Below are 19,601 nucleotides of genomic sequence, written 5' to 3' on the forward strand. Positions count from 1 at the left end.
TAAAAAGGACGATGAAAATGAATAAACAAAATAAGAAAGGGTTCTCACTGTTAGAACTCATTTTGGTGCTGGGTGTTGGAACAACAGTGACTTTTATGAAATTTCAGGATATGAAAAATGAACAGGAAACAGTTGTTGCTAAAGCCGTGGGTGAACAGATAAAGCAAATGGGTGAGGCGGTAAATGGCTATATCAATATCCGATATGACAAGCTTTCTACCCTGACATCCAGTAGCAGCCAGTCAAGTGATCCGGGGCCAAGAACGTGTTCGGGGTCAGTCTGTGAAATAACCTATCAGACGCTGGTGAATGAAGGGTTATTACCTTCCTCTTTTTCTGGTGTTAATGCGCAAAAGTCTTCATATAAAATTTTTTTGAGACGCTCAGGGAACGTTCCCAACTACATCATTAATGGCCTGATCACGACCACGAACGTATGGGCTGATGGAGGGAAAGTTCGTTATGACTTGTTGGGTAAAGCTATGCAGGCAGCGGGAATTGACAGTGGAATGACAAAAACAGATATCGCTGCATCAGGTTATGGTGGTCAGTGGTCAGAACTCTCCACGGACTACAGCAATATCACCGCTGCGGGACTTCTGGCTTATCGTGTGGGATACGATTCTGCAATGTATTCTGTTTACCTTCGTCGTGATGGAACACTCCCTATGACGGGCGATCTGAATATGGGGGGGCAGAACATATATAATGCGCAGAACATCACTGCGGCTGGAATAACCACATCAGGAGCAATAAAATCTTTAGGTGATATAGAAGTAGGAAATGATTTAACTATTAATGGGATGACATATGCTAATGTAATTCAAGCTAAAGGAGATATTTCTTCAAAAAATGCTATTTATACGACTGATTCTACAGGAACAGTAAAAACTTATATGAATGCTAATGGAGATATTTATAGTTCAGGAAATATTAACTCAAATGGTACTGTTAATGCCGCTTATGTATGGGCAAGTGGGAATTTAAATTCGAATTATGTTCACTCTAATGGGAATATTGATGCGAATGGAAGAATAAATGCAGGTGAGTTTGTTTATGTTAATGGTCAGGCGAATGTTGGCTGGGGATGCTCGCCTAATGGTTTGATTGGCAGAGATGGATCTGGAAAAATTTTATCGTGCGTAAATGGAGTCTGGTCCTCTATGGGTGGAACTTCAAAGAACATTGCTTTGTATCAATGTTCTTACAATATTTGTGATAATAACTCAGCTTCAACATGTAGTGGGCAAATAAGCACAATGAGCTACTGTCAATGTAGGCAAGGTGGTGCGGCAATATCTTGCCCATACATCGGCAAACTGATTGCCGATTGATGGAATAACGAATAACAGCAATCAGAGTGAATTTTAACCGTCAGATCTGCCTTGCGGTAGATCTGACGGTTTCATATACATCCGTTATGCCTGAAATTCACCCTCCGTGTCGTCGGTGCTGTCGGAGTGAAATGTCCGATACAGGAAATCAATAAGCTCCCACAGAACAAAGCTCAGGATCTCTTTGGCTTGGGGATTATCAATTTCAACAACGGCGTAAATTAGTGCCCGACACTGATCGATAATTTCTTCCTGTTCCAGCGGTGTGCTATCGAACATGATAAGCCTCCGTTGCTGGATATGGCAAAAAAGCAGTAGCCAGATGCAGATTTTCAGGAAGGGAATAGGTAAACTGATAGATAGCCATAGCGTTATCCTTGTAACGTTGAGGTTAGCCCTTGTCTGGTATTTCCGTACCTTTCAGGGGCGAAACTGGTTCATAGGTAGTCCTGTATACAGGCGTGAACCTTTTCGGTTGCAATGTAGTCTCAGAGCTATTGCTAGTCAATTCAATTGGTTGATAAGATAAAAATCGTGTATGCCAAAACTCTGTTCCCTCAAAATTGCGTATAGTCCCAGAACTGTGTGAACAATAGGATTAGGCTGCTACGAATTCGGGTATGAGTTTGGGGGATTGGTTCAAAGAATTGACCCGGCAGAAATTTAAACTAATTAAGAGTAAGCTAAATAGGTAAAACTATAAATTAATTTAGATTAAAAACCGAAACTATTTCTTTGACAAAAGCCTTGTTATTTATTATTGATAGTAAATCATAAGTAACATAGGTGTTTAAATGAAAGTATTAATTAACGTGCAAAGCAACTGGCCTGATAATGTAAAAGAACTCAATTCAGCTAAATATGATCAAAATGAAATTCCTTGGTGTGGTAAAGAGCTGTTCTTTTTACATGAAGATGGAAGAGTTTATCAGAAATATGTGAAGATGCCTTTTATCGTTAATATTGATGAGTTTTCTTTATTTTCGTTAGTAACGAAAGACGATAACTCTTTTTTGATAGAGAAAATCACTGATTGGCCTAAAGGTGTCAATATTAGAAAAGGATTTATTCGTGCGCAATGGGGACATAAATCCAATGGTTGCTGTTGGTATGTGTTTCCTGATGGTGGCAATATGTATGCGTATTTTGATGCCCCAATGATTAAAGAGCATCATAGGATATATAACGTAATGCCTTTTATTTCATACGAGGTCTTGAGCTAACTTGTTTTTTTAGCTCTTCAATCTTTATCTGCGCTTCTTCCAATGAGTTGCAAACAGTAATGACTCGTTGGTTGACAATATCGAAAATCAGGTACATTTCTAATTCAATAGTAGTCTCTTCATTGCCGTCAAATCTATATGATAGATTGGTTTTATGCGGGATAATGATATATCTTTCATCCATGATTTAGCCTCATGCTGTGTGTTATTTAGGCGATGATTATAACGCATCATTAACGAAATAGTTGAGTGAAATGTCAGCCATCCGTGGCTTTTTGCTATTTATCCCTTCTGCCCAAACTCAAACGGCCTAACCATACCGTTGCTGTTAGCATCCAGAAAATCAGCCCACCATTGCAGCATAAGACGTCGTTGTTGAAGGTGTTTAGCTTTATGAGTATATGCAGCCCTGACGTTGTTCTTCTCCATATGACTCATCTGTAGTTCAACAACATCTTCGGACCAGATCCCTGATTCAATCAAAGCACTACACGCAAGGGTACGAAAGCCATGACCGCATAGGTCAGTTTTGGTGTCATAGCCCATTTTACGCAATGCTTTGTTAATGGTGTTTTCACTCATAGGTTTAACGGCGTCATAACAACCTGTGAAGATAAAACCGTTATCACCACCCACATCGTAGGTGAGTGTTTTTATCTCTTCAAGAATTGATACTGCCTGACTGCACAGTGGGACGTAATGCTTTCTTCGCATTTTTGCACCACGGCCGGAATGCTTGATCCCTTCGATAACGTCACGCTGTTCCGGGATAACCCATAAGGCACTTTTAAAATCGATTTCTGACCAGCGGGCAAAGCGGAGTTCACTGGAACGGACAAACGTCAGAAGGTTGAGCTTTATCGCCAGTAATGTGAGCTTGCTGCGTCCCTGATAGCCTGCAACACGTTCTAGCAGAGCAGGTATCTCCTCCAGTTCGATAGCGGGGCGGTGCTCCGTCTGTGGCTTCTGAACAGCACCTTCAAGGTCATAGGCAGGATTAAAACGGATCATTTTCTGTTGAACAGCATAACGCAGGATAGCAGTAGCGTATTGCTTTACTCGCATAGCGATTTCAAGGAAACCGAGAGTTTCAATCTTCTTGATCGGAAGCAGCAGATCACCCGTATCCAGCTCACCAATATCTGTGTTGCCGATTTCAGGGAACAGGTAGGTTTCAAGACGTGTCCAGACTGAACGCTGATAATCTTCTGACCATGTGGTTTTGGTGGCAAACCAGCTTTTGGCAACGGTTTTGAAAGCGCGGGTGTTGTTACGCTTCTCTTGAATGGTTTTGTTGTCAGCCTGCTTTTTAGCGCTAGGGTCAATTCCAGAAACTAGCAGCTTTTTTGCTTCATCCCGGCGTTGTCTGGCATCAGCCAGAGAAACAGCAGGATAGACGCCGATGGAAAACACTTTCTGTTTCCCTTCGAAGCGGTAGCCTAACTGCCAGTATTTGGAACCGTTGGGATGTACCAGCAGGTAGAGGCCGAACCCGTCAGTAAGCTTTACCGCCTTTTCTGACGGCTTAGCATTTTTTACTTTAGTATCAGTAAGTGACATGACGGTTCCCTCCGATTGCTGGTAAAAACGAAATCGAACCAGCTTTACCAGTATTTTTACCAGCAAAAGGGTATGGCTTCGAGTGTTTTTGGATGAACGAGGGCGAACCTGAAGAAGGGGATAACCAATTGATAAAAAGCAAAAAAACAGACGTCAGTGAACGTCTGCTTTCTTTAAATTGGCTCCTCTGACTGGGATCGCCTTTGCCAGTAACTGGCTAATATTTAAGCTAAGCCTGAATTCCCTTTCTGTCAAGACCACCAGAATGACCACCATATTTGATCCATGATAGCTATAATTTTGGGCTCTTTATCGACCACCTTGTCAATGAGGGGCAGGGAGCAGTAGGACTTCAAGATATTCTAAAGCCGAAGAATCTCTCTGCTTAAAGTATTCAGGGGCTTTTTGTGGTAGCCATACTTCGTGAAAATGTCGACGGAAATCACCATAGAGTTCTACTGGATAGAGTTTTGCATCTACTACGCGTCCATCCATGTACTCGTGTTTGTAGGTATCAAAGGTATTTGGCTCGATACCTCGGTGCTTTCTTAACCAAGCGCAGAACATTCTCCCCTCTGATATATCGGGAATCATGTTATCTGGAAGAGTGTAGCCCGCAATTTCGAGAGGGGCGATCAAACTCAGGGTGATCTCGTTTAGCATCGAAAAATGAGTGTGAGGGATTTTATGTCTGTTACGAGTGTATCGTTGAAGGTGTGAGGGAGTGGCAAATTTAACTTGCCCCTGAGACCATTCATAAACCCATTGGGCTACTTTTACTGCGAATTTCGGTGAAAGCCATTGAGCTAAATTAATAGCTAACTGGGGGTGTACCCAAGTGCCCTGTAGCTTCGGGTTACCTCCTACTATAGAGTGAATTAACCGTGCTTCAGATAGCCCAGTTTGCTTCGTCATTTCAGCAATAAAGTCAGAGGCTAGTTTGCTTGATTTGTAGCCTGAGAACGTCTTACCGACAGATTGGCATAGGGATGTTGCGTTAATGTAGCCATCGCTCATGCGCTGAGGAATAATCGACCCTTCTTCAACCCGAGGAATTAATTCAAATTGTTCAGCCATTTTATTCTCATTTTCAATCAGGGCAGATACCCGTCTTTTCAATGTGGACTAATAGACTTATTTTCAATGCTAAGAGATGACAATTTAAAGCATAGATTTGATCCCTGTCACGATCTTGCCAACTTACAAAGCTGGTTCCTAGGTAGTTGTGCTGTCGGGTTCTGTTATAGAAGACTTCATGGCTATCGAAAATAGCCACCCAACTCATATCCCAAGTTTTGTTGATCATCTTTTGCCAGTCTCGTCATGGCTGCTCTCGTTTCTATCGGCATGTTGCATGCGGTTATGTTATAAGCATTAATGTGCAAACTGTCTTATGTTTCACACATTACGCAGTTCATATCTTAAATTTAGATTTAACTTATAATCCTATGATTTTTATAAAAATTTCTAAAAGGTTATGGTGAGTCGAATGTGTTTTCATAATTGTCATAAGCAAAGTAAACGCGAGTTGTAAAGAAAATGTAGTATTCAGGTTTTAGTTACTATCGGTCAGAGAGGTTTTGATATGAGTAAGTCTCATTTGAGATTTCAGGTTGATTCTCGTATTGCCACTTTATTAAGTCAGGAATATCCGTCCTCTGAACGTGCATTGAAGGAGCTTGTAGACAATGCATGGGATGCAGATGCAGAAGGTGTCACTATCCTGCTCCCTAAGCCACTCAGTGGCGACCCCATTGTCATTAAAGACAATGGCACTGGCATGACTGAAGAGGAATTGAGGCGACATTATTTATTCATTGCAACTGACCGACGTTCACATCGCGGCGAACGAACCGCCTTAAAAAATCGATTGGTTAAAGGGCGAAAGGGTATAGGTAAGTTTGCTGGTTTGATGGCTGCATCAGTCATGACTCTTGAAACCCGGGCTCGTGGACGTGTGTGCCGCTTTATATTGCGTTTGGACGAGCTTTCGCAGGTAGATGATATTGAGAGGCTAAATATCGACTTGCACAGTGATTCATGTGATGTAAACCAGCATGGAACAACGATTACCCTGAGTGAACTGCATCAGAGCCTAAGTTTTCCTGATGCTAATAAACTACGTCAAATCCTCCTACAGGATTACGGACGTCAAGACGATTTTTCCATCAATGTTAATGAAAAATGCCTGGATGTTGATGATGTATCGGGTAATTACGCAGAATTTGAGACTGAACTCGCAAATGTTGGTAGTGTTAGACTGCGTTTTACTATCAGTGATGCTAAAGCTGGATTACGTCAGCCGGGTGTGACACTACGTGTCGATGGAAAGTCTGTTGGACGACCAAGATTCTTTGGTCTGGATCAGTCAGAGGATTTCCCATCGAAACTACTGCGCAAACTTTATGGTGAAATTGAAGCTGATGGGCTACGAGATCATATCACTGCAGGGTGGGATGCAACGGTTGAAAATAGCGAGCTTTTACAAGCGGTCGAAAGCTATGTTCAACCAATTTTGCGAATGGCCTATGAGCAGCAGTATCGCCGTGAAATACAATTAGCACAAGCACGTTTAAAAAGATCACTACTTACCAGATTATCTTCTCTTCCCGAATATAAGCGTGCCTTTGCAGATCGGGCAATCAAAAAGATCCTTGACAAATATTATGGAGAACCGGAAAGCAAAGTTGAGTTAGTTGTAAATGTGTTGCTTGAATCAATGGAGAGTTCTGACTATCGCATATTGTTGGAGCATATTGGAGAGGCTATGCCCTCGGATGTTGCGGGTATAGCTGAGCGTTTAAATGATTTTGGTCTTGCTGACATGGCCTTTCTTGTTCAACAAGCAGAAGGTCGTAGAATTTTTCTTGATCAGTTAGATTCGATTGCACGGGATAAATCAACTACTGAATCAATAATGCATAAAGCTCTAGAGAAGAATCTTTGGATATTTGGTGCTGAATATTCTCTTTTTAGCTCGAATATTACTTTGCGCCGTCAAATAGAGGATCTAGTAGGCAAATCATATATTGGAGATAAAGCCAACAAACGTCCAGATTTGCTCTTGAATGAAAATTTGAGTGGTCAATACTTGCTTATTGAATTCAAGCGCCCAGATCATGCACTTAACCACGGAGACTATGTTCAAGCTATAGCCTATAGGCATGAACTGTTAAAATATGTGGATTTACCTGTAAAGGTTTTGCTTGTTGGTGGGAGTCGTTCTCCTGACTTTCCTGTTAATAATCGGGAACCTGAGGTGAGCGTTATGTTATTCAATCAAATTATTTCAACCGCTCGAAAGCAAATCGAATGGCAACTGCGAGTTTAACAATACGAGAAATATTATGAAATTAATCAATGTGGCATATGAATTCTTCACTTTATTGCTGCTGCTATAAACGGTGTAACATAACTAAAATACTCAGATTGAGCGGTTCTGTGAACATCCCAACGTTTGGCGTTAGCAGGACGTTGTCGCTCGTCTGCATGCGTTAATATCAATCGTCTTTTCGCACGTGAAACACCAACGAAAAATGCACATCGATTCTCATCTTGGTCACCAAAGAAAATCTCGTTTTCAACCGCCATTATAATTACAGAATCGAACTCTAGTCCTTTGCTTTTGTGAATGGTCAGAATCCGGACTGCTTGGTCATCCGTAAATCGCCCGAGCGCTTGCGGCAAATCTGATTCAATTTTAAGCAACTCTTCAATCCGTGCTTTGGTATCACGAAAAACTTCCTGTAGACGTTTGTGGGATTCGTAATCAGGTGATAAGGCTACGATCGTATCAGAGCCAATATGCTTTAAAAACGCCTTCACAAACTTCCACCAACAAGAAAAAGGTGAATCAAGCTGTTCAGCACTAGCTGCTTCTTTGCGCTGTTTTTTTAACAAACGATCAAAGTCCTTTCGCGCACTGGACTGTACTTCTTCATCGGCAAAAGGAATCAACTGATTCATCAAACGGATCCAAGCCTTAGGTTCACGCTTTCCATAGAGGCATGAAAGATAATCTACGATTAAACGTGCAGCGGGCTCGACAGTAATATCCTGCATTTGCTGTTCATTTCGATATGGGATACCACGTAATTCCAGCTCCATCATTAAATGGTCAGCATAGAGATCTAACTGTTTAGAAACTAAGACAGCAATCTCGGCTGGTGGTAATTGTTCTTTATTGATCCAGTTATTAATAATGTTCGCTAAATAAATGGCTTCTTCTTGGCTGTTTTCGAAACTCTCGACATGAATCTCACCTTCGTCACTATTCAGTTGTTCATCTGGCATGGCAGAGGTCGGATCAAGCTCCCGAATTATTTCGTTCTGAACTTTTAGTAATTGCGGTTTTGATCGGAAATTACGGTACATGTTTAGTGGTACTGCATTAAAATCATTAGTAAATGTTTGAAAAATCCCATCCATCGCTCCCGCCCAACCCATGATTTTTTGCTTAGTATCGCCTACAGCAGTGAGGCGGATTTTAGTCCCTAGAAAAGCAAGCTTAACTAATTCATACTGCAAATTTGTACAATCCTGAAACTCATCAAGAAAAATATCGCTGTAAGCCTGACGAATTGCATTACGGGCAATATTTGAGTTTTGCAATATCTTGATAGCCAATGGAACAAGATCACTAAACTCTATTTGGGTGCTAGATATACCGATTTTCTTTTCAACGATCGTATAGCCGGAATCCAATGCATCTCTTCCTTTCAGGACTGGTCTAAAACGATCGATTATTCGCTTGGCAAATGCATGGAAAGTATAGCTGTCGAAACGGGAGGCAAGGTCTGCACCACAGCGCCGTTCGACGCGCTCTTTTAAATTTCTACTTGCATCAACCTTGAAGGAGATAGCGAGAATCCGCTTCGGATACCGACATGTACCTGTCCGTAATAGGAAATCTGCCCGCTGTGCAAGCATTTCAGTTTTACCAGCGCCAGGACCCGCGGTAAGAGCCAAACAACGTTTACGGGCTTTTGCTGCTCGTTTTGCATTTGGTTCCAGAGTTAATCCATCGGCGGGTTGCCATGCTTCAATAGAAATCATTCAGGTAATTCTCCAAGTTTGGCAATAACGGCATCAACTAGTCTATTCAGAGACTTTGGCATCTTCGCAATTAATTCTTTGTCGCTTAGTTTCGCTAAAGCATCAATGTGCGCGGCTGGCTTACTACCTAATTTAAAACGTTGATGGTAAGTAACGAACAAACTCTGTTCATCTACACTATATTGAGAAACATTGTTATAGCTTTTTCCAAGCACTGCTTTTATTGTTGACTCGTCCGGCTCCTCTTCTTCAACGCCATAAGCTTCGGGATAAGCTAGCAACATGGAAAAGTCCAAATCCATAGGGAAGGAAAAAAAACAGATCTGTTTTCAAGTTCTTCAAAAATGTCTTGAGTGCCTTCATTAAAAAAATGGTGAGTTCTTACTGGCGTAGCTTCATCATTCCATCTTGTAATTTTCCATTCTGTAGGAAGTATTTTCTCCGGCTCAAATGCAGCAAGCTGATCGTTAACGTATTTAATTCGCCCCCATCCTGCGCCATACCGAGCTACATCCAGATCAAGCAAAGTCAGATAGGGAATCTGCAGTGCGGAAAGCAATCGCCAGAAATGATTTACATGCCTACCACCTAACGGTGCTACCGTAATGGCTGATTCATCAACAGGAGTACCTTTAACCCGGAGCAAACGCGGCAGTATGATTTCTTCACTATCTCCTTCGCCAAGCACAACCAAGCGTGAGAAATAGATCTCAGGGAATGCTTGTATAGCCTCTCTCACAAATTTATGTGCTTCATCTGCTTTAGGTGGCAATTTGATACACGTAATTCGTGTTTTTCTTTCCTCTGTAAGTCGTAGGTATCGTATAAAATTAGGATCAACTCTTCGCAACATTGATGGTGCATGAGTAGCAATTAAGGCTTGCGCATCAATACTCTTTGCCATGGTATTCAAGGCACTGACGATACGTCCCAAGTAATGGGGAGAAAGGCTATTCTCCGGTTCTTCCACTGCGACCAGCGTAAAAATCGGAGGGCGCAATTTGTCGGGATCAAATGTAACATCTTCCTCTGCGAGCACAGCTCTACCGATCGCTTGAGATGATAGAACCAGAGAAAGATAAAGCATCGATTTTTGACCATCACTCAACCTAGAGAAATCAACAAGCGAGCCATCATGGCCGGGAGTAAATGAAACCGATAAATGGCGCAGCAACGCTTCAATCTCCGAAGCCACAAATGTAATTTTAGGATCAGAGAAAAATTTGCCTTTGTGTAGGGTTGCCCAAGTTAATTTCAAACTTTCACTGAAAGCATTGATGGAGGGGTTAGCTGCTAGGCTCTCGCTTATCTGGTTGGTTAATCCCCTAATCGCATTACGTTCATCATCCCAACGTACAGCACGAAGCAAACGTCCGAGTAATGCGTTCGCACCGTAAGCAATATGGTCTGCAGGATCTCGTCTGGCTGGCAAATAGTGAATTTGGATATTATTACGCTCTGCTCGTGTTACTTGAGCTGTGGTTTGAGGTGAACTATCAGCATTGACATCCAAAACATATACTAAGTTTTCTTCAATATCCCAATCCATTCCCATAGTTGCAGTGAGGCGAAAACGCACACGTGGAATACCTTCTGGCTCATCAAGTCGCATATGACCAAAATGAGGAGCCACGGTACTGTTATCCTCATCCTCAGCAAGCTCGTGAAACAGGAAGTCAGCTTCAATCCACAACTGTCTCTCAGGAGGAACTTCACCTTCATCAAAAGGGACATGGAAATCTGATCGTTGGACACGACGCAATGTTGGATCAAACGCAAAAAGTCGACATAAAGCCTGAAGTACTGCTGTTTTACCTGATCCATTAGGACCAATGAGATAAGTAACATCTTCCAAGCTCAATTCGGTTGGTACTTTGCCAAAAGACTGGAAACCAGATAATCGAATTGCCTCAAGCTTCATTCTACCTCCTCCCTTAGTACAAGTTATCCAATGAATTGATGAGTTAGTTCATTTGTTGCCAATAATACGGTAGCCATTCTGTCGTTGCTCTCATGTAGACTTCAAAGATAGTTGTTAATGGGCAAAGTCCGTCGCGAGGCTATGGGGTTTTGGCTGCCGTTCATTCAGTGACGATCCCTGCGATTGTAATTGTGTCTGATGCAATAAAGAAAAATTGTGCTGGAAAACTGTAAATCTATGACCAGTTTTAGTTTGCTCTGACAACATTACATTATGCCTAAATTCATTAAACCGCTATAACTCCAAAAACCGTTTCACCGCTGCGGCCTAAGGGGCGCTACGTCCGACTATGCAGGGTCAGTTTTTTCTCCCGCGCTTTTTCCGTTCCCCGTATCAGCTTCCGGCTAATCGTTTCCCAACACAACCCGTCCCGCAAGGGTAAATGGCACGCATTCTGCGCCCTTGCTGGCCGGAACGATGTCGGGAAAGCGAACCGTCAGGCGATACGAAGACGAAAATCACACCACTGACGGAGAAAAACATGATCATTTCCCTGCATACCCAGACTAGCGCCCCTAACACTGCAGCGGCGACCAGCGTATCCCCGCTGGAGCAGTCAGGCTCCTCAAAAACGAAATTTTCTAAAGCCAAAACCGATATTTATCAGACTGTCACCAACAACATCATTGCAGCGCTTGAAGCCGGTGTAAAACCGTGGTCTTGTCCATGGCAACGAGTGTCGGGCATATCTGGGTTGCCTTCCAACTTCGCAACCGGTATCGCGTATAGCGGAATGAATATCATGCTGTTGTGGTGCAGCGCGTCAAAACAGGGCTTTGGTGATTCACGCTGGATGACTTACAAACAAGCACAAGCAGTAGGCGGACAGGTTCGTAAAGGTGAGCACGGTACTATAGCTATTTTCTATACAACCTTAGAGAAGGAAAACGAAGACGGCGAAATCGACCATATCCCGATGCTGAAAACCTTCAACGTGTTCAATATTGAACAAATTGATGGGCTTCCGCTGACAACTGAAACAGTTAACCCAGAAGCAACCTTTGACCCGTTGCCGGAGGCTGAAAATCTGTTCCGAAAGAGCGGCGCAAACATCATCGAGAAAGGGCAAAATGCCTTTTTCCAACCATCAACTGATGAAGTCTGGCTACCGGAGCGCCATCTGTTTTCAGATGCGGCTAATTTCTACGCTACCGGTCTGCATGAGCTGGTTCACTGGAGCGGTGGTAAAAAAAGGCTTAACCGTGAAATGAAAGGAAAATTTGGCAGTGAGGATTATGCGTTTGAGGAGTTGATCGCCGAGTTGGGAAGCGCGTTCCTGATGGCGGATCTTGGGATTGTCGGAGAGGTCCAGCACGAAAGCTATATTGCTTCCTGGCTGAAAGCACTGAAGAACGACAAACGATTTATTTTCAAAGCCGCTAGTGCGGCATCAAAAGCGCATCGTTATTTGATGGATAAAGCTTGAGGCAATGTAAGAAGCCGTAAAGGAATGCGGCTTTGACCATATATTTCTGTGGGCAGAGTCGTGGTGGTGTTAAAGGTATAACCTCCCTACGAATTTTTCGTGGCACTGTGTGTCAGGAAAAATTCGCAGGCTGCGGGGGCGGGCGGCAAAGAGCCCGCTCATCGCTTTAGATGTATTGGCTCAGACTTGATCTGACCGTATTCTGTGTTAGAACACGATTCAGCATGACAGTCGGCAACGAGCGAAGAGCAGAAGTTCGTAGTTGAGTCACCATGAATCTTGCTAACAATGCCGTGTGTCAATCAACTGGGAACAGGTCAGCGCAGTGCGCAATCCACTAGCCCATGCGCCTAAGACGAATTGGCCTATGTCTGAACTGGATGCGCTGGACATTCTTACCTTGGTTTCTCTTATTCATCGTAAGCTGGATGGCGCGCATAAAACAGCTACAACCGCACCATAGGGGGAGTTGCATGAACTTTATGGATTGGCGTATCTATCTGAAGGTCAACGCATAAGTATTTCGACGCCTTGGATGTAACGTCTTGTTTGACTATCGAGTCAAAGATGCTAGCGTGGCCCATTATATTGACATCGACACGACCTTGCTTAGATCGAGCATCCTATGTACTTGGATATGTATTCCCGCACCTCTGAGCCCCAGAAGAATCTTGCTTGAGATTCAGGACTTGATTAGTAAAAAAATGATTGAGGATAGCCATTTCTCTCTCGAAAGCATCATGGTTGATGGCATAATGAACAAGGTCAGCACTTAGGGAGCTATTATGAGTACAACCATTCAAATCCTTCACGCTTCACATGGTGACTGCCTTTTCCTTCGCCATGAGCAGGATGGATCCACCTTCAATCTATTGATTGATGGTGGGCCCGCCGAAACATTCGGTCAATTGTACGGATATGCTAAGCCCCTTCGTTTGCTTCTTGATGAATTACGAGAGAGAGGTGAGTTTGTTGACTTGGCTATTATTACTCATGTCGATGACGATCATATTGGCGGTATCCTAGAAGGCATGTCATACGATGACTATCTGCCTTCCCTAGTTAAAGAATTTTGGTTTAATTCATATGGGCTAATATCATCTGTTGTCGTTGAGCCAGATGGTAAAAAGAATGAAGTGTCAGGTGTTGCAGGAGCTGAAGTTAAGACCAGCATCTCCCAGGGTGTAACCCTGGAGGAAAAACTCAGCAAACTCAATTGGTATAATCAGGTAATTCATAATGAAATTCCTAAATTAATTAGGTCGGGATTTGAGTTCACGATATTATCTCCATCTGTAAAGGCACTCCAGCGACTTGGCAAAGCATGGGAAAGAGAATATTCACAAGCTGACAAGAAAACATCAAAAGCAGAAAGTGATCATAAGTTTCCTTTTTCTCATTTTTTCTGCGCAGATCGATTCAAATCAGATCGGTCAGTGCCGAATGGTAGTTCGATAGCATTTATATTGAACATTGGAGATATAAATTTTCTGCTTTTGGCGGATTCGCATGCAGACATAGTAGAGCAAAAACTAAAATCATTAGGTTACAGCCCAGAGAATCCGCTTGAGTGCAGTATGGTGAAAATCTCGCACCACGGTAGTAAAGGTAATACAAGCCAGAGTTTGCTTTCACTGTTATCCTCAAAAAGATATGTTATTTCGACAGATAGTTCTATATTTGGACATCCGGATAAAAGAACAATTGCTAGAATTTTAAATGCAAATGACGGAAATAATGTATATTTCAATTATGAATCAGTTATTAGAAATATTCTATTGCCTGAAGATTCTGCATATTCTGACAGATTACATGTTTGTGAAGAAAAAATGGTACTCTAAATGTCCATACATGAATATATTAGAAAACATGCTGTTAAAGTAAATGATGGGAGTGGTGTATTGATTCAATGCCTCTCCGAGGAGTTTTCCTATATCCTAACTGCTAAGCACACTCTAAAATCAGAGAATAGGGTTGAGACTTGGGATGGTCAGCTACTCACTATTTTAGAGGTTTATCCTCACAGTGAGGATTGCGCCTTATTAAAAACTCCTTTGGTCAGTGGCTTACCTCTAGTTAGATTTAAAAGCAATAAGTTTGACCACAAAAGTGAAGCGATTTTTGGGGGATTTCCTGGTTATCGTGCAAAAGAAGCCACGGCAGAGACAAGATTTAAAACTTATGAGGGTAAAATAAAGCAACTCGACAAAGCGTTTTATTTAACATTAGAAGGACTGCCACCGAAAGCCCAAATTGAAGGAGCTTCAGGCGGCGGGGTATATCTTATTGTGAATGAAAAACCATATCTTATCGGGGTCGAGATCGAGATGGCCGGGCCACAGCCTCAAGAGCCCGGAGTAGTCTTATGCTACGATATGGCTCGATTTGATGAAATAGTGAAGGAAAATGATCTTCCGCCAATACTTCCCTCATTTTTGTTTTGTTTCAGCAGAATCAGGTCTAATACATTCAACTACACTCTGAATAGTCCAAGAGTACTCAACGCATTACGCAGACAACTCCACAACAAAGCTGAAGGCTTGGTTCACGATGGTATTCCTAAGCCTTATGAACTGTTAGCACTCTACGATAAAGGGTTGATCGTTAATGGTCAGCCTGACGAGGCCATGTATGACTTACAACTCTGGTCTGCTTATGCCGAGTTCTTTGTTCTGCATTCTTTGCTAAATGACGTAAAAGTAATGGACCTTAACTATCTAAAAAGCATGGAAAGAACAAGTAGGTTCGTTTACTCGCGAAGCAAAGATGCTTGGCTTCGAGATCTGAATAATATCATATCCTCTGCCAGGAGGTTACTTGATCACGGAGGTGTTTTGGTCGTTTCCAGCGGCGATGTGGGAAGTCAACCGATTGCAGATAAAAGCTTTATAAAATATTTAGTCGAAGATATTGGGGCTCCCGCTGCTGAATATGAATACGAAGATGGTGCACGCATCGACATGGGGCTTGAGAGCGGCGATGTTCCGTTTAGTTTTGCACTTTTAGGCAGCCTTCATCGTGAATGTATCACGAGAAATGAACAAGCATTTCTGGGACTGAACTCCGCTCAGTTGATGGAACTTTTTAAGGATAAATACGCCGATGAATTTAACAAGTGCAAATAATGATCGCATTCGGGAGCTAAAAGAAAACTTTCCTAATTTTGCATTCGATTTGTTTACGGCCGGAAACTCTGAGTTTGTCAGCTGTATTGCATGTTGGGTTGAAAGCCCTGAAGTTTTAGAACACACATGGAATGCAATACAAAATGTGGTAGCGCTGCGTTACAAGTCGGAGAGAAAAATTGCCCGATGGAATGTCTACATAGCCTTCTTTTGCAGAGAACATGTAAGTCGATCGCTCAAGTTACTGATTGAAAATGATAAATTTACAGCTAGAAAATTAGTTTTCGATTCATGTTCAGAGAATCACTTTTGGAAGAAAAAGAATTTGCTCTAGAGCGTCTGAATTATGAAATCTTTGAAGTTAATTTGACAGTTGGTCAAAGTTTTGGTGTGAAAGTCGAATACACGCCATCATCTCTCGTGTCCTACCTTAGAAATTATTCTGCTGCGACAGCAGAGGGTAAATTAGAGATGATTGACACATTACTAATGGAGCATGGCATTCATGAAAATAAAGAGAGTTGAGGTTCAGGCTTTCAGAGCTTACCTAGAGAAAGCCAATGGGACATTTGACTTTATGGTGCCGGGCCAAGATGGTATTGACGTTCCAGCAAACTTTATTTCTCTCTATGCTCCTAATGGATTTGGGAAAAGTTCATTTTATGATGCAGTAGAATGGGCTATGACTAATGGATCGGAGCGTTTCAGCGATGGGGTATTTGAAGCTGCTGCACGTGGTTCGAAGCAGGATGATGAAGCGCTTCGAATTCTGCGAAATATTGAAGCGCCGAGTGATCTTGAAACTTCCGTTTTAGTTTCTACAACAGTCCAGGACTTCTCGCGTAGCCCAGGCACTATTAGAAAAAATAGTTTCGATGTCGATTTTAAGGAAAAGAAGTTGGTCGAAGGAGCCGAGGCCTATCGAACAATATTTCTTTCACAAGATGCGATAGATTATTTTATCCGTGGTATAAACCCTGAAGACCGTTATCAGGCATTCGTCAGCATATACGGTGAAGAAACCGAAATACAACGCAGAGAGGTACAGGCAGCATACTTGGGCGTGGGTGAGCAGATTGAGAAATGCAAAAATGCTGAAAAAAAATTGTGTATTGAAATTGAAGCCCCTGTTGACAATCATATTGTTGAGAGGTTCTTTTATGTAGCTAATGAATTAAGGGAGTCTGGGATTTTTCTTCAGGCATTGCCGGAGCAAATGCACGATACAAAGCTTGATGCGTTATCTGAAGAGTTGGTGACATTAGCAGCCAAAGCCCAGCACGATCTAGTTTCAATCGCAACAAGAGAGCAAGCATTAAATGAGCTTACTGAAGGATTGAGCAGCAACTCTACAGACTCAGCAGAATTGGTTCTCCAGCTTGCTAAAGAGCAAGCTTTGTTAGATGCGCTAGGAAAAATAGCTACAAGAGATGCTTTGCTACAAGTACAGGTCGGAAATGTAGCTGAAATTAATCGCTATGAAAAAGATCTTCGCCGTAATCAGTCCATACACTCTGCCGGAGAAAAATACCGCTTACTCTACGGTAAAAAATTGGGGCTTACACGAGAAGTAGAAGCTGAAAATTTGCAGCTCAGAACGATCGAAATTAGGGTACAGCAGCTAAGCACTCAAAAGAGCGAGTTACTTAAACGTCTTACGGATCTGCAGCATCGAAAAGCTACTTGGGATTTATTAAAATCCGGTGCCGCTCGTATATATGAAAGTATAGAGAAAACCACCCAAGATCAGATTAATCTTAATGCTGAATTGAGTTCTGCTTCAACAGAGTTAACTTTGCTTTCCACAAAGTTGAAAGAGCAAACTGATCTGCTTGTCGCAATAACTAAAATCCCAGAAAATGTTTACGATCTAGGTATCAGTGACTTGGCGTTGCTTGGTATCAGCGTTGATACTTACTCTGCGCTACGAGCTGCTAGGGCTGAAAACTTGCTCATTGAGAGCAGACTTGCCAGTATCAATCTCACAATACAAGATCTCGAATCGCAATCCAACGCTTTTGGGAAGCTAGCAGCTGTTGCGGAGGAGATTCTAACGACTCATCCTGGGCATAATTGTCCACTGTGTCAAAAAGATCATGGTACTTTTGAAGCCCTCAAGGAAGCGATAGATAGCAACAGCAAGTTGAAAGGTATCCTCAAGGAAAAATCTGAGCAACGAAATACATTAACCACCAACTTGGTAAAGTCTAAAAATCTGTTATCAGATAAGATTTCAGAGCTTTTGGTGCAAAGATCCGAGGTGATAAATAGGCTTGAAGTTGATATTCGCTCTAAAACAGATGGCATATCGTCTGTGACGATGAAAAAGTCTATTCTTGAGTCAAGACTCAATTCGTTGCAGCAAGAGTTGGTATCAAATAAAGCTATAGTTCTCAACTTGTCGTCTGATCAGCTATCCATAAAGGTTAATGAAGAGCTTAAGGGATTTTCGGCCAGAATTGAAACGAGTCAAGTTGATGTAAATAAAATAGAAAAAGAACTTGAGGCCCTTAGTTTGAAAAGGACCTCTGTAATCGCGAACATATCAGAAATTAATACGAGTCTAATAGGAATTGATGCCGATCAAGATTATGCTCTAGTCCTCAACTATCTTAAAGAGTTTAATTGTGCTCTATCTGGTAACGATGATGATTTTCAGACTCTGGCTCTGAATATAAAACTCGAAATAGATGGTCGTAAAGCTTTATGGTCAGAAAATGATAGTGCTATTAAATCTATTAACGATGGGTTGAAGAAAAACGATCTTCCCCTAGATAACCTACAAATAAAAAATCAACTTGAGCTTTGTGGTGAAAGAGTCACTGAATTACGTAGTAGAATAGAATCTTACAATTCAAAATTCATATCGCTTATAGGTATTTCACCAGTAGAATATCCTGATTATGAAGACCGACTAGTCGCAGCCATTAAGAATGTACTTACTCAAAAACGAAGCACAAATATCTGCGACGAAAAGTTAAGTGAGTTGAGAGCTCTACTTGAAGCTCTGACACCAGTTATCAATAGAGAGCTTTGTAGGAAGGAAATGGAGTCAATCGTTGAACGACGAATTGGTTATGAATCCTTAAAAGAAAAAATTGGTGCCGAACTAATCCTTATTAATAATGTGCTAGAGCGTCAACTTGACACCGTTTTTCAAACTGATTTGATTAATGAAATTTATAGAAAGATCGATCCTCATCCTAATTTCAGTCAGGTGAAATTTGCTTGTGGATTTGGGCTGAAGAACAGGCCTACCCTAAATATATTGGTAAAAGATAAGGAGTCCGAGAGAGAAATTTCCCCTCTACTGTACTTTAGCTCAGCTCAGTTGAATATTTTGAGCTTGAGCATTTTTCTAGCGAGGGCGTTGAATGCAAAATCTCCAACCGGGCAGCTACTTGATCTTATATTAATTGATGATCCAATTCACTCTATGGATTCAATCAATGTTTTGTCCACTATTGATTTGCTTAGAGGGATTGCTCTTAATCATAATAAGCAAATAGTAATTTCTACACATGATGAAAATTTTTACGAACTACTTAAGAGAAAAATTCCCGCTGGATTGTGCCAATCTAGATTCCTTAAGTTAAAGAGTTTAGGGCAAGTTGAGGTTGATGATTAAGAAGTGATTCAGGTGATGATCCCGGGGCTTTGATATCTCAAGCCTCGGAGCTGATTTAACTGAGTCTACTTCCTGAGAATTAAGAAAAAGCTAATGCAATAACCTCTATTTAAGACTCGTAGTAGAAGGAAGTGATCTAACAATTAATCCATCACAGCTCATGACAACCATGCTTGACCGTGTCGACCTGCTACCCATTGATTAATAAACTAAAATGTAAGTAATGCCTTGACCTACTCCCCAATAATTAATGTAGTGCAGAACTAGCA

General features: G+C 41.8%; 17 protein-coding genes. 10 read left to right on the top strand and 7 right to left on the bottom strand.

The genetic code is table 11. The features are described 5' to 3' along the window. Nucleotides 1-17 precede the first annotated feature (17 nt). Nucleotides 18-1,334 (top strand): shufflon system plasmid conjugative transfer pilus tip adhesin PilV, encoded by a 1,317-nt coding sequence (gene pilV / locus DCH402_RS07765; protein WP_040000597.1) that lies wholly within the window; start codon nucleotides 18-20, stop codon nucleotides 1,332-1,334. An 84-nt stretch (nucleotides 1,335-1,418) separates the two neighbouring features. Here the strand turns inward: pilV and DCH402_RS07770 are convergent, their stop codons facing one another. Then, the gene (locus DCH402_RS07770; RefSeq protein ID WP_040000598.1) at nucleotides 1,419-1,613 is read right to left on the bottom strand and encodes a hypothetical protein; all 195 of its coding nucleotides are present in this window, start codon (nucleotides 1,611-1,613) and stop codon (nucleotides 1,419-1,421) included. Between the two features lie 515 nt (nucleotides 1,614-2,128). Between DCH402_RS07770 and DCH402_RS22765 the strand changes: the two genes are divergently transcribed. Continuing rightward, a complete protein-coding gene (locus DCH402_RS22765) occupies nucleotides 2,129-2,557 on the top strand; it encodes a hypothetical protein (RefSeq protein ID WP_040000599.1) in 429 nt (142 codons plus the stop codon). Here DCH402_RS22765 and DCH402_RS21145 read toward each other — a convergent pair. From DCH402_RS21145 to DCH402_RS07785, 3 genes are all read right to left on the bottom strand, one after another. Continuing rightward, the gene (locus DCH402_RS21145) at nucleotides 2,532-2,741 is read right to left on the bottom strand and encodes a hypothetical protein (protein ID WP_071604680.1); all 210 of its coding nucleotides are present in this window, start codon (nucleotides 2,739-2,741) and stop codon (nucleotides 2,532-2,534) included. The genes DCH402_RS22765 and DCH402_RS21145 overlap by 26 nt on opposite strands. A gap of 98 nt (nucleotides 2,742-2,839) precedes the next feature. Continuing rightward, nucleotides 2,840-4,117 carry a tyrosine-type recombinase/integrase gene (locus DCH402_RS07780; protein ID WP_040000600.1) on the bottom strand — a complete coding sequence of 426 codons (1,278 nt, stop codon included), beginning with the start codon at nucleotides 4,115-4,117 and terminating at the stop codon, nucleotides 2,840-2,842. Between the two features lie 324 nt (nucleotides 4,118-4,441). Continuing rightward, nucleotides 4,442-5,194, bottom strand: coding sequence for a KilA-N domain-containing protein (locus tag DCH402_RS07785; protein WP_040000601.1), 753 nt, complete (start codon nucleotides 5,192-5,194; stop codon nucleotides 4,442-4,444). Nucleotides 5,195-5,702: 508 nt separating this feature from the next. On the opposite strand from DCH402_RS07785, the gene DCH402_RS07790 reads away from it, so the two are divergent. Continuing rightward, nucleotides 5,703-7,448 carry an ATP-binding protein gene (locus DCH402_RS07790; protein WP_040000602.1) on the top strand — a complete coding sequence of 582 codons (1,746 nt, stop codon included), beginning with the start codon at nucleotides 5,703-5,705 and terminating at the stop codon, nucleotides 7,446-7,448. 47 nt (nucleotides 7,449-7,495) lie between these two features. On the opposite strand, the gene DCH402_RS07795 is transcribed toward DCH402_RS07790, so the two are convergent. The 3 genes from DCH402_RS07795 to DCH402_RS07800 are packed head-to-tail and all read right to left on the bottom strand — an operon-like array spanning nucleotide 7,496 to nucleotide 11,093. Then, entirely contained in the window at nucleotides 7,496-9,172 is a 1,677-nt protein-coding gene (locus DCH402_RS07795) for a UvrD-helicase domain-containing protein (RefSeq protein WP_040000603.1), read from the bottom strand. Beyond that, a complete protein-coding gene (locus tag DCH402_RS23025) occupies nucleotides 9,169-9,456 on the bottom strand; it encodes a hypothetical protein (protein WP_233276334.1) in 288 nt (95 codons plus the stop codon). The genes DCH402_RS07795 and DCH402_RS23025 overlap by 4 nt, the downstream gene beginning before the upstream one ends. After that, nucleotides 9,447-11,093: an ATP-dependent nuclease gene (locus DCH402_RS07800; RefSeq protein ID WP_233276335.1), complete on the bottom strand. Its 1,647-nt coding sequence runs from the start codon at nucleotides 11,091-11,093 to the stop codon at nucleotides 9,447-9,449. The genes DCH402_RS23025 and DCH402_RS07800 overlap by 10 nt, the downstream gene beginning before the upstream one ends. A gap of 541 nt (nucleotides 11,094-11,634) precedes the next feature. Between DCH402_RS07800 and DCH402_RS07805 the strand changes: the two genes are divergently transcribed. The 7 genes from DCH402_RS07805 to DCH402_RS20745 all read left to right on the top strand — a co-directional run bounded on the left by DCH402_RS07805 (nucleotide 11,635) and on the right by DCH402_RS20745 (nucleotide 19,332). Beyond that, nucleotides 11,635-12,579, top strand: a complete 945-nt coding sequence (locus DCH402_RS07805) for an ArdC family protein (protein ID WP_040000604.1) — start codon at nucleotides 11,635-11,637, stop codon at nucleotides 12,577-12,579. A gap of 325 nt (nucleotides 12,580-12,904) precedes the next feature. After that, nucleotides 12,905-13,042 carry a TIGR02391 family protein gene (locus tag DCH402_RS21150; protein ID WP_233276336.1) on the top strand — a complete coding sequence of 46 codons (138 nt, stop codon included), beginning with the start codon at nucleotides 12,905-12,907 and terminating at the stop codon, nucleotides 13,040-13,042. Nucleotides 13,043-13,364: 322 nt separating this feature from the next. Further along, a complete protein-coding gene (locus DCH402_RS07815) occupies nucleotides 13,365-14,420 on the top strand; it encodes an MBL fold metallo-hydrolase (protein ID WP_040000606.1) in 1,056 nt (351 codons plus the stop codon). Further along, nucleotides 14,421-15,704 carry an ABC-three component system protein gene (locus tag DCH402_RS07820; RefSeq protein ID WP_040000607.1) on the top strand — a complete coding sequence of 428 codons (1,284 nt, stop codon included), beginning with the start codon at nucleotides 14,421-14,423 and terminating at the stop codon, nucleotides 15,702-15,704. After that, nucleotides 15,682-16,038 (top strand): ABC-three component system middle component 1, encoded by a 357-nt coding sequence (locus tag DCH402_RS23370; protein WP_411431453.1) that lies wholly within the window; start codon nucleotides 15,682-15,684, stop codon nucleotides 16,036-16,038. Before DCH402_RS07820 ends, DCH402_RS23370 begins: the two co-directional genes overlap by 23 nt. After that, a complete protein-coding gene (locus tag DCH402_RS22250) occupies nucleotides 16,014-16,229 on the top strand; it encodes a hypothetical protein (protein WP_152486902.1) in 216 nt (71 codons plus the stop codon). Before DCH402_RS23370 ends, DCH402_RS22250 begins: the two co-directional genes overlap by 25 nt. Next, entirely contained in the window at nucleotides 16,210-19,332 is a 3,123-nt protein-coding gene (locus DCH402_RS20745; protein ID WP_050583279.1) for a hypothetical protein, read from the top strand. The genes DCH402_RS22250 and DCH402_RS20745 overlap by 20 nt, the downstream gene beginning before the upstream one ends. The last annotated feature ends 269 nt before the right edge of the window (nucleotides 19,333-19,601 follow it).

This window comes from Dickeya chrysanthemi NCPPB 402, assembly GCF_000406105.1.
In the GTDB taxonomy this organism is placed as follows: Bacteria; Pseudomonadota; Gammaproteobacteria; order Enterobacterales; family Enterobacteriaceae; genus Dickeya; species Dickeya chrysanthemi.

What these genes read in the sequence shown, in the direction of transcription:
- pilV (WP_040000597.1), top strand. Translation starts at nt 18, where the DNA reads ATGAATAAACAAAATAAGAAAGGGTTCTCACTGTTAGAACTCATTTTG.
- DCH402_RS07770 (WP_040000598.1), bottom strand. Translation starts at nt 1,613, where the DNA reads ATGTTCGATAGCACACCGCTGGAACAGGAAGAAATTATCGATCAGTGT.
- DCH402_RS22765 (WP_040000599.1), top strand. Translation starts at nt 2,129, where the DNA reads ATGAAAGTATTAATTAACGTGCAAAGCAACTGGCCTGATAATGTAAAA.
- DCH402_RS21145 (WP_071604680.1), bottom strand. Translation starts at nt 2,741, where the DNA reads ATGGATGAAAGATATATCATTATCCCGCATAAAACCAATCTATCATAT.
- DCH402_RS07780 (WP_040000600.1), bottom strand. Translation starts at nt 4,117, where the DNA reads ATGTCACTTACTGATACTAAAGTAAAAAATGCTAAGCCGTCAGAAAAG.
- DCH402_RS07785 (WP_040000601.1), bottom strand. Translation starts at nt 5,194, where the DNA reads ATGGCTGAACAATTTGAATTAATTCCTCGGGTTGAAGAAGGGTCGATT.
- DCH402_RS07790 (WP_040000602.1), top strand. Translation starts at nt 5,703, where the DNA reads ATGAGTAAGTCTCATTTGAGATTTCAGGTTGATTCTCGTATTGCCACT.
- DCH402_RS07795 (WP_040000603.1), bottom strand. Translation starts at nt 9,172, where the DNA reads ATGATTTCTATTGAAGCATGGCAACCCGCCGATGGATTAACTCTGGAA.
- DCH402_RS23025 (WP_233276334.1), bottom strand. Translation starts at nt 9,456, where the DNA reads ATGTTGCTAGCTTATCCCGAAGCTTATGGCGTTGAAGAAGAGGAGCCG.
- DCH402_RS07800 (WP_233276335.1), bottom strand. Translation starts at nt 11,093, where the DNA reads ATGAAGCTTGAGGCAATTCGATTATCTGGTTTCCAGTCTTTTGGCAAA.
- DCH402_RS07805 (WP_040000604.1), top strand. Translation starts at nt 11,635, where the DNA reads ATGATCATTTCCCTGCATACCCAGACTAGCGCCCCTAACACTGCAGCG.
- DCH402_RS07815 (WP_040000606.1), top strand. Translation starts at nt 13,365, where the DNA reads ATGAGTACAACCATTCAAATCCTTCACGCTTCACATGGTGACTGCCTT.
- DCH402_RS07820 (WP_040000607.1), top strand. Translation starts at nt 14,421, where the DNA reads ATGTCCATACATGAATATATTAGAAAACATGCTGTTAAAGTAAATGAT.
- DCH402_RS23370 (WP_411431453.1), top strand. Translation starts at nt 15,682, where the DNA reads ATGAATTTAACAAGTGCAAATAATGATCGCATTCGGGAGCTAAAAGAA.
- DCH402_RS20745 (WP_050583279.1), top strand. Translation starts at nt 16,210, where the DNA reads ATGAAAATAAAGAGAGTTGAGGTTCAGGCTTTCAGAGCTTACCTAGAG.